Annotated in this window: 11 protein-coding genes; 3 read left to right on the forward strand and 8 right to left on the reverse strand. The window is 71.4% G+C overall.

Annotated elements, in window-relative coordinates; all coding sequences use genetic code 11:
* Positions 1–17: 17 nt before the first annotated feature.
* The gene (locus tag ACWCP2_RS08215) at positions 18–1,187 is read right to left on the reverse strand and encodes a helix-turn-helix domain-containing protein (protein WP_450907757.1); all 1,170 of its coding nucleotides are present in this window, start codon (positions 1,185–1,187) and stop codon (positions 18–20) included.
* Positions 1,188–1,563: 376 nt separating this feature from the next.
* Entirely contained in the window at positions 1,564–1,980 is a 417-nt protein-coding gene (locus ACWCP2_RS08220) for a hypothetical protein (protein ID WP_450907758.1), read from the reverse strand.
* A gap of 379 nt (positions 1,981–2,359) precedes the next feature.
* On the opposite strand from ACWCP2_RS08220, the gene ACWCP2_RS08225 reads away from it, so the two are divergent.
* Complete coding sequence (locus ACWCP2_RS08225; protein WP_214951587.1) at positions 2,360–2,890, forward strand: universal stress protein; 531 nt, start codon at positions 2,360–2,362, stop codon at positions 2,888–2,890.
* Between the two features lie 99 nt (positions 2,891–2,989).
* On the forward strand, positions 2,990–3,556 hold the full coding sequence (locus tag ACWCP2_RS08230; RefSeq protein WP_450907759.1) for an acetate uptake transporter: 567 nt from the start codon (positions 2,990–2,992) through the stop codon (positions 3,554–3,556).
* Positions 3,557–3,648: 92 nt separating this feature from the next.
* Here ACWCP2_RS08230 and glmS read toward each other — a convergent pair whose 3' ends face one another.
* From glmS to ACWCP2_RS08245, 3 genes are all read right to left on the reverse strand, one after another.
* Positions 3,649–5,466: a glutamine--fructose-6-phosphate transaminase (isomerizing) gene (gene glmS, locus ACWCP2_RS08235; protein WP_450907760.1), complete on the reverse strand. Its 1,818-nt coding sequence runs from the start codon at positions 5,464–5,466 to the stop codon at positions 3,649–3,651.
* Positions 5,467–5,574: 108 nt separating this feature from the next.
* Positions 5,575–5,850, reverse strand: a complete 276-nt coding sequence (locus ACWCP2_RS08240; protein ID WP_214951593.1) for a hypothetical protein — start codon at positions 5,848–5,850, stop codon at positions 5,575–5,577.
* Positions 5,851–5,957: 107 nt separating this feature from the next.
* Complete coding sequence (locus tag ACWCP2_RS08245) at positions 5,958–6,785, reverse strand: DUF4429 domain-containing protein (protein ID WP_450907761.1); 828 nt, start codon at positions 6,783–6,785, stop codon at positions 5,958–5,960.
* Between the two features lie 52 nt (positions 6,786–6,837).
* Between ACWCP2_RS08245 and ACWCP2_RS08250 the strand changes: the two genes are divergently transcribed.
* The gene (locus tag ACWCP2_RS08250; protein WP_450907762.1) at positions 6,838–8,433 is read left to right on the forward strand and encodes a beta-N-acetylhexosaminidase; all 1,596 of its coding nucleotides are present in this window, start codon (positions 6,838–6,840) and stop codon (positions 8,431–8,433) included.
* Between the two features lie 7 nt (positions 8,434–8,440).
* Here the strand turns inward: ACWCP2_RS08250 and ACWCP2_RS08255 are convergent, their stop codons facing one another.
* The 3 genes from ACWCP2_RS08255 to ACWCP2_RS08265 all read right to left on the reverse strand — a co-directional run bounded on the left by ACWCP2_RS08255 (position 8,441) and on the right by ACWCP2_RS08265 (position 11,866).
* Positions 8,441–9,376, reverse strand: a complete 936-nt coding sequence (locus tag ACWCP2_RS08255) for a siderophore-interacting protein (protein WP_450907763.1) — start codon at positions 9,374–9,376, stop codon at positions 8,441–8,443.
* A 143-nt stretch (positions 9,377–9,519) separates the two neighbouring features.
* Positions 9,520–10,563 carry an ABC transporter substrate-binding protein gene (locus tag ACWCP2_RS08260; RefSeq protein ID WP_450907764.1) on the reverse strand — a complete coding sequence of 348 codons (1,044 nt, stop codon included), beginning with the start codon at positions 10,561–10,563 and terminating at the stop codon, positions 9,520–9,522.
* 142 nt (positions 10,564–10,705) lie between these two features.
* Entirely contained in the window at positions 10,706–11,866 is a 1,161-nt protein-coding gene (locus tag ACWCP2_RS08265; protein ID WP_450907765.1) for an acyl-CoA dehydrogenase family protein, read from the reverse strand.
* Positions 11,867–11,872 lie beyond the last annotated feature (6 nt).

The raw sequence follows: 11,872 nt of genomic DNA on the forward strand, positions 1-11,872 counted from the left end.
GACCTGCTGGCGCGCGGCTACGCGTGCTCGCGCAGCACCCGGCCCGGTGCGTACAGCTCCGTCACCGTGGGACCGGCGGCGGCCAGCGCCGCCGCGGCCCGCTGCGGCTGCGGAGTGCGCTGGTGCGGGACCGGCGACTCCGACAGCTGAGCCACCTGCGCCACGTCCGTCTGCGGGCGCCGGGCCCGGTAGGCGGAGCGGTAGGCGGCCGGGGAGGACCCCAGCTGGCGGCGGAAGTGCCCGCGCAGCGCGACCGGCGAGCGGAACCCGCAGCGTCCGGCGACCTCGTCGACCGAGTAGTCGGAGGTCTCCAGGAGCCGCTGCGCCTGGAGCACCCGCTGGGTGATCAGCCACTGGAGCGGCGCACTGCCGGTGAGCGAGCGGAACCGCCGGTCGAAGGTGCGCCTGCTCATGTAGGCGCGCGCCGCCAGCGTCTCCACGTCGAACTGCTCGTGGAGGTGTTCCAGTGCCCAGGCGACGACCTCGGCCAGCGGGTCGGCGCCGATCTCCTCCGGCAGCGACCGGTCGAGGTAGCGTTCCTGGCCACCCGTGCGGCGCGGCGGGACGACGAGCCTGCGGGCCAGTGCGCCCGCCGCCTCGCTGCCGTGGTCCGTGCGCACGATGTGCAGGCACAGGTCGATTCCGGCCGCGGTGCCCGCGGACGTCAGCACGTCGCCGTCGTCGACGAACAGCTCGCGCGGATCGACGTGGACGGACGGGTAGCGCTTGGCCAGCGTCGGCGCGTACATCCAGTGCGTCGTCGCGGGCCGGCCGTCCAGCAGGCCGGCGGCCGCGAGCACGAACGCACCCGTGCACAGGCCGACGATCCGGGCCCCCTCCTCGTGCGCCAGACGCAGCGCGTCGAGCGCCTCCGGCGGCGGCGGTGAGGTGATGGAACGCCACGCGGGAACGACGACCGTGCCTGCCCGGGCGATCGCCTCCAACCCGTATGGCGCGGTCAGTTCGAGTCCGCCGGTGGTCCGCAGCGGACCGTCCTCACCGGCGCACACGAGCAGTCGGTAGCGTGGAACTCCCGCGTCCTGCCGGTCAATGCCGAACACGGAAAGTGGAATGGAGCTCTCGAAGATCGGTCCGCCGCTGAAGAGCAGCACCGCGACGATCTCCCTGCGGCGACGCCCCGCGAGCTTCCTGCCGTCTACGACGACGGCGGTGGAATCCTGGCTCATGGCGCTAAGCCCCCCTTGGGTGTCGCGACTCCTTGGTCTGGTCGCACCTGCACGTATCCCCTCGGCCTTGCACGTGGCTCCCCCGCCGTAAATACATGATCGAATCTACTGCGTCCCGTGGTGTCGGCGTGACAAGTTCAGCACGCAGCGCTATGTCGACTTGGCAACTTGGCGAAAAGCATTCGATCAGGAAGCGTTCCACTCCGCTACCCGGGTGGAAAGCGCACTGTCCGGCCATGGCCAGTACTCGTAGGGTCAAAGACCCCTTGTAGCGCCTTAGTCGCTGATGGTGAGGGAGGCGGGGGGACATTCCGGCAAGGGGGGTGACCTGCCGGGAAGTTGGCTGAAAACATGCGGGTGTGGATGTGCGAATCGGTCAGTCGTGAGAGGACATCCCGCCGGAAACCTGACATCCGCGCTGGGTTCCGGCCCCGGCACGCGAGTGCCGGCCCCGGTGCGCCGGCGTCAACCGGTCCTCCGCGAGGACCCGGGCGGCCGTGCGCTCCGTCCGCTCCGAGTGGCGCAGCAGCACCCGGCAGGCGGCCGTGACCGCCGCGAGGCCCAGGGTGGCGACGGCGGCCCCGCCGAAGGAGGTCCCGTAGACGACGAGGACCACGGGGACGAGCAGGCAGCTGAAGGCCGCCCAGCGCACCACGTCACCCGCCGGGTCCTCCTGGGGCCGGCGGGCGGGCTGCACGGACGGGTGAAGAGGAGGGGGCGGCATGTGGACGGACTGCTTCGGCTGAGCGGGCGACTGAGCGGGCTGGACGGGGTGAACCGGACGACCGGGCACGGCGTGCTCCCTGCGGGCTCTTCCTGGACGGTCGGACTCGTGTCCAACGGCGTGCGGCGCGGCTCGGTCACTGCGCGCACGGGTGGCGCACACCCGATGGGGTGCTCCCGGTCACTGGCTGTAGGGGGCAGCGGACATTGCCAAGGAGGCGCCGCTGCGGCATGCTCCCTGGGACGCTCTCCAAGGGCGGCATGACCTGTGCAGCACAGGAGTGTCGCCGTACCCTGGTGGGTATGGGCTTGGGAAGATGCTTCCCGGACAGAGCTCGGTCACACTGAGTTGTCGTTTTCTGGAATCGTCCCGCTTGAATCGTCGCTTCCGCCTATTGGCGCCCCGCCCCCTTGTCCCTTCCCCTGAGGACCTCTTCGCCGAGACACCCATGGCCGGTCACGAATTCTCCGAACCCGCGGACCGCAAGCGCAAACGCCTCGCCGATCCAGAATCGGCCGACCTGCGCGCGGTGGAACAACCACGTCATCCCTGCGACCCGGCCTTCCGGCACGGGGTCGTGGTGGGCTTCGACGGATCCACGTCCAGTGAGCGCGCCCTCGCGTACGCGATCGGCATGGCCCGTCGCTCCGGATCCGGTCTGATCATCGTCCACGTGGCGAACCGGCTGCCCACCACCGTGTGGGCCGGCTGCGAGCCGCCCGTCTTCGTGGACGTGCCGGACCACCGCACCGAGGTGCTGGGGCTGGAGCTGGCCTGCGCGGACTACCTGTCCGAGGTCCCGTGGATCCTCGTCGAGCGCGGCGGGGACATCTGCCACGAGCTGGAGGAGGTCGGCCGCGAGTACTCGGCGGACGCCATCGTCGTCGGCTCCACGCACGGGATCGTCGGCCGGATCTTCGGATCGGTGGCGGGCCGGCTGGCGAAGCGGGCGCAGCGACCGGTCGTTGTCATCCCGTAACCGACTGTATGTCGATTGTGCGGTTGTGCACCCCCATGTAAGGGGTAGATAAAGGCTGCTGGGACGCAGCAAACAACTGCAGATCGAAGGGAGCCCGCCGTGGACAATGGTGTCTCTGCGGGAAGCACGGCCTCGACTTCGACCCTCGGGCACATCGCCCTGGGTCTCACCCTTCTCGCGTTCGGTATCGGCCACACCGGGATCATCGACGGTGTCACCGTGGCCAACTCCGTGTCGCTCGCGACATTCCTCGGCGGTCTCGCCCTGTTCGTCCTCGGAGTCATGGAGTACCGGGGCGGCAACGGCTTCAACGGCACCGCGTTCGCGGGCATCGGAGCCTTCTGGTTCACCTGGGCCAACGGCGCCGACGGAAAGGTTTCGGCACATGCGGCCGGCCTGTTCCTCGTGCTGTTCGCCATGCTGGCCCTGACCCTCACGCTCTCGGCGTCGCGCGGGGTGTTCGGCCAGGGCGTGTACGGACTGTTCACCCTCTCCCTGCTGCTCCTGGCGATAGGCGCCTTCGCCGACAACGACGGGCTGGCCAAGGCGGCCGGCTGGGTGGCGGCGCTCTCCGGACTGCTGGCCTGGTACGGGGCCACCGCGGCGCTGGCGAGCTGGCCGGTGGCCTTCGGCAAGGGCTCGCGCGGCGCGGTCGCCGCGAGCTGACGGTTCACGCGGTGTACGAAAAGGCCCCCGGGGGGATCCCCGGGGGCCTTCCTCGTGCATGCGGTCCACGCGGCGTGCGCGGCCGGCGCGGCCTACTCGACGGTGACGGACTTCGCCAGGTTGCGCGGCTTGTCGATGTCCCGGCCCATGGCCAGGGCGGTGTGGTACGCCAGCAGCTGCAGCGGGATGCCCATCAGGATCGGGTCCAGCTCGTCCTCGTTCTTGGGCACGAGGATCGTGTGGTCGGCCTTCTCCTGCTTGGTGTGGGCCACCGCGAGGATCCGGCCGCTGCGGGCCTTGATCTCCTCCAGCGCCGCGCGGTTCTTCTCCAGCAGGTCGTCGTCCGGGACGATCGCGACGGTCGGCAGCGAGGGCTCGATGAGGGCCAGCGGGCCGTGCTTGAGCTCGGAGGCCGGGTAGGCCTCGGCGTGGATGTAGGAGATCTCCTTGAGCTTCAGGGAGGCCTCCAGGGCCACCGGGTAGCCCCGGACGCGGCCGATGAACATCATCGACTTGGCCTCGGCGTACTCGGCGGCCAGCTTCTTGATGTCCTCCTCGCCGTCCAGGATCTCCTGGATCTGCGCCGGCAGCTTGCGCAGGCCGTCGATGATCCGCTTGCCGTCGGTGACCGACAGGTCGCGGATGCGGCCGAGGTGCACGGCGAGCAGCGCGAAGGCCACGACCGTGTTGGTGAAGCACTTGGTGGAGACCACGCAGACCTCGGGGCCGGCGTGCACGTACACGCCGCCGTCGGCCGCGCGGGCGATCGCGGAGCCGACCACGTTGACCACGCCGAGGACGCGGGCGCCCTTGCGCTTGAGCTCCTGCACGGCCGCGAGCACGTCGTACGTCTCACCGGACTGGGAGACCGCGATGTAGAGGGTGTCGGGGTCCACGACCGGGTTGCGGTAGCGGAACTCCGAGGCCGGCTCGGCGTCGGCGGGGATGCGGGCCAGGCTCTCGATGAGGCCCGCGCCGATCAGGCCGGCGTGGTACGAGGTGCCGCAGCCCAGGATCTTGACCCGGCGGATGCCGCGCGCCTCGCGCGGGTCCAGGTTCAGGCCGCCCAGGTGGACGGTGCTGAAGCGGTCGTCGATCCGGCCGCGCAGGACGCGGTCGACCGCGTCGGCCTGCTCGGAGATCTCCTTGTGCATGTACGTGTCGTGGCCGCCCATGTCGTAGGAGGCGGCCTCCCACTCCACGGTCTCGGGCGTGGCGGTGGTCGTCGTACCGGAGGTGGTGTAGGTCCGGAAGTCGTCGGCCTTCAGCGTCGCCATCTCGCCGTCGTCGAGGGTGACGATCTGGCGCGTGTGGGCGACGAGCGCGGCGATGTCCGAGGCGACGAACATCTCCTTCTCGCCGATGCCGAGGACGACCGGGGAGCCGTTGCGGGCCACGACGATGCGGTCGGGGAAGTCGGCGTGCATGACGGCGATGCCGTAGGTGCCCTCGACGACCTTGAGCGCCTCGCGGACCTTCTCCTCCAGGGTGTCGGCCTGGGCGCGGGCGATGAGGTGGACGAGCACCTCGGTGTCGGTCTCCGAGAGGAAGACGACCCCGTCGGCCTCCAGCTTGGAGCGCAGCTCGGAGGCGTTGTCGACGATGCCGTTGTGGACGACGGCGACCTTGTTGTCGGCGTCCAGGTGCGGGTGGGAGTTGATGTCGCTCGGGGCGCCGTGGGTGGCCCAGCGGGTGTGGGCGATGCCGGTGGTGCCGGCGAAGCGCTTGGGGACCCGGGACTCCAGCTCGCGTACGCGGCCCTTGGCCTTGACGACCTTCAGGGCCGCGGCCTTGGGGCTGTTGACGACGATGCCCGCGGAGTCGTAGCCGCGGTACTCCAGTCGCTGCAGGCCTTCCAGCAGCAGCGGTGCCACGTCACGCTTGCCGATGTAACCCACGATTCCGCACATATGGTCTTTCCCCTCCGGAGTTCGGTTGCTCTTGCCGCTGCCCCTGCAGCGCCCCGGCCGTGGCCGGTGTGGTGCTCAGCCTTCGCTCAGCCGCTGCTCAGCCGCTGCTCAGCCGTAGACGATGCGGCGCAGTTGCCGGAGCGAGAGCTCCGGCGGCGCCACGGCGCGGTGCGGCAGTTCGGCCGCGATCCGCTCGAAGATGTCCGCGTTGACCGCGCCCCCGGACTGGAGCTCACGGTGGCGCCGGCGGACGAACTCCTCGGTGCTCTCGTCGAAGTACGCGAGGACGTCGAGCACCACTCGGGCGGCTTCGCCCCGCTGGAGCGAGGTGCTGCGCACCAAGTGGTCGACGAGGTCGTCGTGCGACGGGCGGCGGTCGGGCATCCGTCGATATTGGCGGTACGAGCCGCGGAACGCAAAAATCCTGCCCGGAATCGGGCAGGATCGCGCTGGTCTGGACCAGAGGAGGAGGGAATTCCGGTCTCTGGTGGTTAGAAACGACCCAAAACCGCCGCTTTCGCCGTCGTGAACTCCTCGGCCGTGAGGATCCCCGCCTGATGCAGCTCTCCCAGCTCGCGCAGCCGGCGCAGCAGGGCGTCGTGGTCCTCCGCGGAGGCGAGGGCCGGGTGCGGCATGCGGACCGCGACGGCGGCCGCGACCAGCGCCATCAGGGGGTCCTTCTTGAAGCCGAACAGCTCCACCGTGTGCGGGTCGTACTTCGGCGCCGAGCTCTGGCCCGCGCCGGCCAGGGCGAAGCGGATCCACCCGTTCTCCAGCCCCCGCGACGGGGCCCACTCCACCGACCGCAGATCCGCGACCCTGAACTCCCGGGCCCCGCCGGAGCGTTTCGCCTCCTCCGTCGTCCAGTTCCACTCCAGGCACACCCGGTCCCCGTCGAAGGCGACCGTCCCGTCACCCGCGCCGACCGTGATCGGCACCGCGGGACCCGGCAGGAGGTAGGAGTCGGTGGGCCCGGCGTCCACCTGGTCCAGCAGCAGGGCGTTGCGCACCTCGTCCACGAAGTACTCCGCGACCCCGCCGCGGTCCGGCTCCACGGTCAGCCGGTACGGATCGCAGGCCTCCGGCAGCCGGCCGCCCGTCACCTGGAGCAGCGGGTCGGCGCCGTCACGCAGCCGCAGGCGCAGCCGGCCCGACTTGCGCCCCGGTTCGTAGGAGATCCCGGCCAGCGCGTGCAGCGGGACGAGCACCTCGCCCAGCGTCTGGCGCAGCAGTCCCACGCCCTTGTCGCGGCCCGGCACGATGCGCACCGCGTCCCCGTCGAAGGTCCATGTGCCGTCCTTCTGGATGATTTCCGCCATCCCCCGATTCTTGCAAAGGCCCCACGGGCCCGGTTGGCCTATACCTATGGCCATGAGAGTCCCGCGACGTACGCTCGCCGCCCTCCTGGTCCTCGCCGCCGTCCCCGCGGCCGCCTCCTGCAGCAGCGCCGCCAGGGGGGACGACGCCCGGCCGGGCGACGAGTCCCCGGCCGCGCTCGCACCCTACGAACGGCTCCTGCCGGCGCCCGTCTCCGCCCGGGCCGGCGGCCCGGGGTACGCCTTCGGCCCGGGCACGGTCATCCGTACCGGCCTCGACGGGAACGAGGAGGTGCGCAAGGTCGGCGAACTCCTCGCCGAGCAGTTGCGCGGCCCCAGCGGACTGCCGCTGCCCGTGGTCGACGGCGCGGACGGCGATGGGATCCGGCTGCGGATCGACGGGGAGGCCCGGGGGGCGGGGGAGGAGGGCTACCGGCTGGAGTCCGGGCCCGGCGGGGTCACCCTCACCGCCCGCACGCCCGAGGGCCTCTTCCACGCCGGCCAGACGCTGCGTCAGCTCCTGCCGGTGTCCGGCCCGGGAACGGTGCCGGGCGGCACGGTCACGGACGCGCCGCGCTTCGCGTACCGCGGGGCGATGGTGGACGTGGCCCGCCACTTCTTCCCGGTGGAGCAGGTCAAGCGGTACGTCGACCAGCTCGCGCAGTACAAGGTCAACACCCTGCACCTGCACCTGACCGACGACCAGGGCTGGCGCATCGCGATCGACTCCTGGCCGCGGCTGGCGGAGCACGGGGGCGGCAGCGAGGTCGGCGGCGGCCCCGGCGGGCACTGGACGAAGGACGAGTACCGGGACCTGGTCGCCTACGCCGCGGAGCGGTACGTGGACGTGGTCCCGGAGATCGACATGCCCGGCCACGTGAACGCCGCGCAGGCCGCCTACGCGGAACTGAACTGCGACGGCAAGGCGCGCGAGCGCTACACCGGGATCAAGGTCGGCTTCAGCTCGCTGTGCGTGGGGCAGGAGCGGACCTACGCCTTCATCGACCAGGTGCTGGGGGAGATCGCGGAGCTGACCCCGGGCACGTACCTGCACATCGGCGGCGACGAGGCGCTCTCCACGCCCGCGGCGGACTACGCGGCCTTCATGGACCGCGCGCAGGCGGTGGTGGCCAAGCACGGCAAGACGGTGGTGGCCTGGCACCAGCTCGCGACGGCCCGGCCGGCCAAGGGGGCGGTGCTCCAGTACTGGGGCCACGACCGCACGGCGGCGGCCGAGAAGGCGGCGGTGGCCGCGGCGGCCAAGGCGGGCAGCCCGGTGATCCTGTCCCCGGCGGACCGGCTCTACCTGGACATGAAGTACGACAAGGAGACGAAGCCGGGGCTGGCCTGGGCCGGGTACGTACCCGTGCGCCGCGCCTACGACTGGGACCCGGGGGCCTATCTGACGGGCCTCCCGGAGTCCGCGGTCCTCGGCGTGGAGGCCCCGCTGTGGACGGAGACCATCGCGACCCGGGGCGACTGGGAACTGATGGCCTTCCCGCGCGTCCTGGGCCTCGCGGAACTGGGCTGGTCCCCGGCCGCCACCCACGACTGGACCGCGTACCGCCAGCGCCTGGCAGCCCAGGGCCCCCGCCTGGACGCCCAGGACATCACCTACCTCCGGACACCGGAGGTGCCGTGGACCCGGTGAAGGCCCCTCACAGCGCCGCGGCCGGGTCCTCGTCCGGGGCGCGGCCCGCGTAGGCCTCGGCGAGGAGGTCCTCCTCGGTGGCGCCCAGGCGCCAGTAGCCGGTGAAGCGGACCGCGCGGCGGTCGATGCCGCAGTCCTGGACGAAGTGCCTGCGGACCGCCCGGATCGTCGCGGACTCGCCCGCGATCCAGGCGTACGGGGCTGCGGCGGCGGGCCGTTCGGCCGTGCGGAGGGCGTCCAGGACGCGGTCGGTGCGTTCGGGGCCGGCGCCGGGGTCCCGGACGACCCAGGTGATGTCCGCGCCGGCGGGCGTCGGGAGGTACAGGCGGTCCTCCTCGTGCGGGACCTCGAACCAGGCCCTGACCGGGGTGCCGGCGGGGAGCCGGTCCAGGATCGCGGCGGCCGCGGGCAGCGCGGTCTCGTCCGCGTAGAGGAGGAACGCGTCGGTGGCGGCCGGCGGCCGGAAGCGTACGGACTTGTTCTCCGCGACGGCCGGCCCGATGGCCAGGATCCGGCGGCCGGTCACCGCGCGGCCAGCCCAGGACGAGGCGGGGGAGGAACTCCCGTGCAGGACGAAGTCGATGTCCACCTCGTCCACGCCGCCGGCGGTCCGGCGCTGTTCGCGGACCGTGTACGAGCGCATCACCGGGCGCTCCTCGTCCGGCATCGCGCGCCAGTCCGCGAACCAGGTGTCCTCGTCCGTGGACGGCAGCGCCGTGTGCTCCCGGCCGGCGGGCGGCAGGAAGAGGGAGAGGCTCTGGTCGTAGCCGCCCGAGCGGAAACCGCTCAGGGACGCGCCGCCGAAGGTGATCCGCAGGAAGGAGCGGCCGAGGCGGCGCGTGCGGAGCACTTCCAGTGCGAAGAACCGGAAGTGGGGGGTGTCATCGGCGATGTCGGCGGCTTCGGCGGCTTCGGGTGCGGCGTCCGGGGCGGTGGCGGTCATGCGGTCCCCCTGGGAGTCGGGTCGGTGGCGGGCCGGGCGGCCGCAACGGCGGCGGGGCGGTGCGGCCCGCTGGTGCGAGGGATGCGGCAGAAGGCCCCGGGGCCCGGGTGGGGCGCCGGGGCCGGACGGTCGGGGGCCGGGGGTCAGCCGACCTTCTTGGCGTTCTGGATGGCCTTGGTGAGGTCCTCGACGATCTGCGCGCACTTCTCGTAGGAGTAGATCGGCTCGGTCACCCGGGGGGTGATCTGGCCGGCCTTGACGGCGGGCATCTCGGCCCAGGTCGGCTTGGCCTTCAGCTCCTCCGGCTGGAGGGTGCCGGTGCGGTTGTCGAGGAGGACGACGTCGGCCTTGTACTTGCCGGCGTTCTCCCAGCTGAGGCTCTCGAAGAAGCCGCCCTCGACCTTGTCCGGGGTGATGAACTCGACGCCGAGCGACTGGAAGTACTTCAGGTCGGCGGAGGTGGCCGGGGTGGAGGCGTAGAACAGGTCGGCGGCGCCGGAGCCGACGAGCACCTTGATGCCGGGGTTCGCCTTGGTGGCCTCGCGGAGCTTCGCGGAGGCGGCCTCGAAGCGGGCCTTGGCGTCGACGGTCTTCTTGGCGTTCAGGTCGGCGCCCAGGGCCTTGGCGAGGTCCGCGGTACGGGCCAGGGCCTTGTCCATCGTGACGTCGCCGCCCACGCCGATCGCGGCGGCCGGGGCCAGCTTCAGGATCTTGTCCTTGGAGGCTTCCGGCAGGTACCAGTAGCTGCCCGGCTCCCAGGTGTTGGTCACCAGGAGGTCGGGCTGCAGGGAGGCGTACTTCTCGACGTTGAACTCGTCGTAGACGTTGCCGAGGATCTCGACCTTGGAGATGTCCATCGAGCCGGCCTGCACGTCGGCCTTGCCGTCGGCGGTCTTCGTCGGGCCGAACACGCCCTTGACCTCGACCCCGTAGTCGTGGAGCGCGGCCGCGGTGCCGGTGAAGGCGACGATGTTCTTCGGCGTGGACTTGGCGGTGACGTCCTTGCCCATGTCGTCCTTGAAGCTCCAGGGCCCCGACTGCGCCGCCGCGCCCGTGCCCTTGTCGCCCGAACCGTCCTTCGCGGAGTCGCTGCCGCCGCAGGCGGTGAGCGCGGCCACGAGGCCGAGGGCGCCGCCTGCCGCGAGGAGACCGCGCCGGGTGAGGAGGGAGGAACGGGACTGGGGCATGGGGGTGTCCACTTTCGTCTTGCGTGCGTGCGGGGTCGTGCGGGGTGGCTCGGGCGTTCGATAGGAAGGTTAGCCTAACCTTTGCTGGGCATGGCAAAGGGCCCTCCTCGCGGAGGGCCCCGGCCTGCGCCATCGACCGCCGTCAGCCGGAAAGCCCCAGCTCACGGGCGATCAGCATGCGCTGCACCTCGCTCGTGCCCTCGCCGATCTCCAGGATCTTGGAGTCGCGCCACATGCGGGCCACCGGGTACTCGTTCATGAACCCGTAGCCGCCGTGGATCTGCGTGGCGTCGCGCGCGTTGTCGACCGCCACCGTCGAGGAGTACAGCTTCGCGATGGCCGCCTCCTTCTTGAACGGCTCCCCGGCCACGAGCCGGGAGGCCGCGTCGCGCCAGCCGATCCGGGCCATGTGGGCGCGCATCTCCATGTCGGCCAGCTTGAACTGGATGGCCTGGTTGTCGCCGATCGCCTTGCCGAAGGCGTGCCGCTCCTTGGCGTACTTCACCGACTCGTCCACGCAGCCCTGCGCGAGACCGGTGGCCAGCGCCGAGATGGCGATCCGGCCCTCGTCGAGGATGCGCAGGAACTGGGCGTAGCCGCGGCCCTCCTCGCCGACCAGGTTGGCGAGGGGGACCCGTACGCCGTCGAAGGACAGCTCGCGGGTGTCCGAGGAGTTCCAGCCGACCTTGGAGTAGGGGGCCGCCACCGTGAAGCCGGGGGTGCCCGACGGGACGATGATCGAGGAGATCTCCGGCCGGCCGTCGGCCTTGCGGCCCGTCACGGCGGTGACGGTGACCAGACCGGTGATGTCCGTACCGGAGTTGGTGATGAAGCACTTGGAGCCGTTGATCACCCACGCGTCGCCGTCGCGGACGGCCGTCGTACGGGTGCCCCCGGCGTCGGAGCCGGCTCCCGGCTCGGTGAGGCCGAAGGCGCCGAGGATCTCGCCGGAGCACATCCGCGGCAGCCACTCCCGCTTCTGCTCCTCGGTGCCGAAGAGGTACAGGGGCATCGCGCCGAGCGAGACGCCGGCCTCCAGGGTGATGGCGACCGAGGAGTCGACGCGGGCCAGCTCCTCCAGGGCGATGCCGAGGGCGAGGTAGTCGCCGCCCATGCCGCCGTACTCCTCCGGGAAGGGCAGGCCGAACAGGCCCATGCGGCCCATCTCGCGGACGATCTCGTACGGGAACTCGTGCCGCTCGTACAGATCGCCGATCTTGGGCGCCACCACATCGTGCGCGAACGCCTCGACGGTGCGGCGGAGTTCCTCGTGCTCGGGGGTGAGCCGGTGGTCGAGGGCCATGGTCTT

It is taken from the genome of Streptomyces sp. NPDC002104 (assembly GCF_053593795.1).

Coding starts and splice junctions, on each gene's coding strand:
- ACWCP2_RS08245 (WP_450907761.1), bottom strand. CDS start 6,785: ATGGCGGAAATCATCCAGAAGGACGGCACATGGACCTTCGACGGGGAC.
- ACWCP2_RS08255 (WP_450907763.1), bottom strand. CDS start 9,376: ATGACCGCCACCGCCCCGGACGCCGCACCCGAAGCCGCCGAAGCCGCC.
- ACWCP2_RS08250 (WP_450907762.1), top strand. CDS start 6,838: ATGAGAGTCCCGCGACGTACGCTCGCCGCCCTCCTGGTCCTCGCCGCC.
- glmS (WP_450907760.1), bottom strand. CDS start 5,466: ATGTGCGGAATCGTGGGTTACATCGGCAAGCGTGACGTGGCACCGCTG.
- ACWCP2_RS08260 (WP_450907764.1), bottom strand. CDS start 10,563: ATGCCCCAGTCCCGTTCCTCCCTCCTCACCCGGCGCGGTCTCCTCGCG.
- ACWCP2_RS08215 (WP_450907757.1), bottom strand. CDS start 1,187: ATGAGCCAGGATTCCACCGCCGTCGTCGTAGACGGCAGGAAGCTCGCG.
- ACWCP2_RS08265 (WP_450907765.1), bottom strand. CDS start 11,866: ATGGCCCTCGACCACCGGCTCACCCCCGAGCACGAGGAACTCCGCCGC.
- ACWCP2_RS08240 (WP_214951593.1), bottom strand. CDS start 5,850: ATGCCCGACCGCCGCCCGTCGCACGACGACCTCGTCGACCACTTGGTG.
- ACWCP2_RS08225 (WP_214951587.1), top strand. CDS start 2,360: ATGGCCGGTCACGAATTCTCCGAACCCGCGGACCGCAAGCGCAAACGC.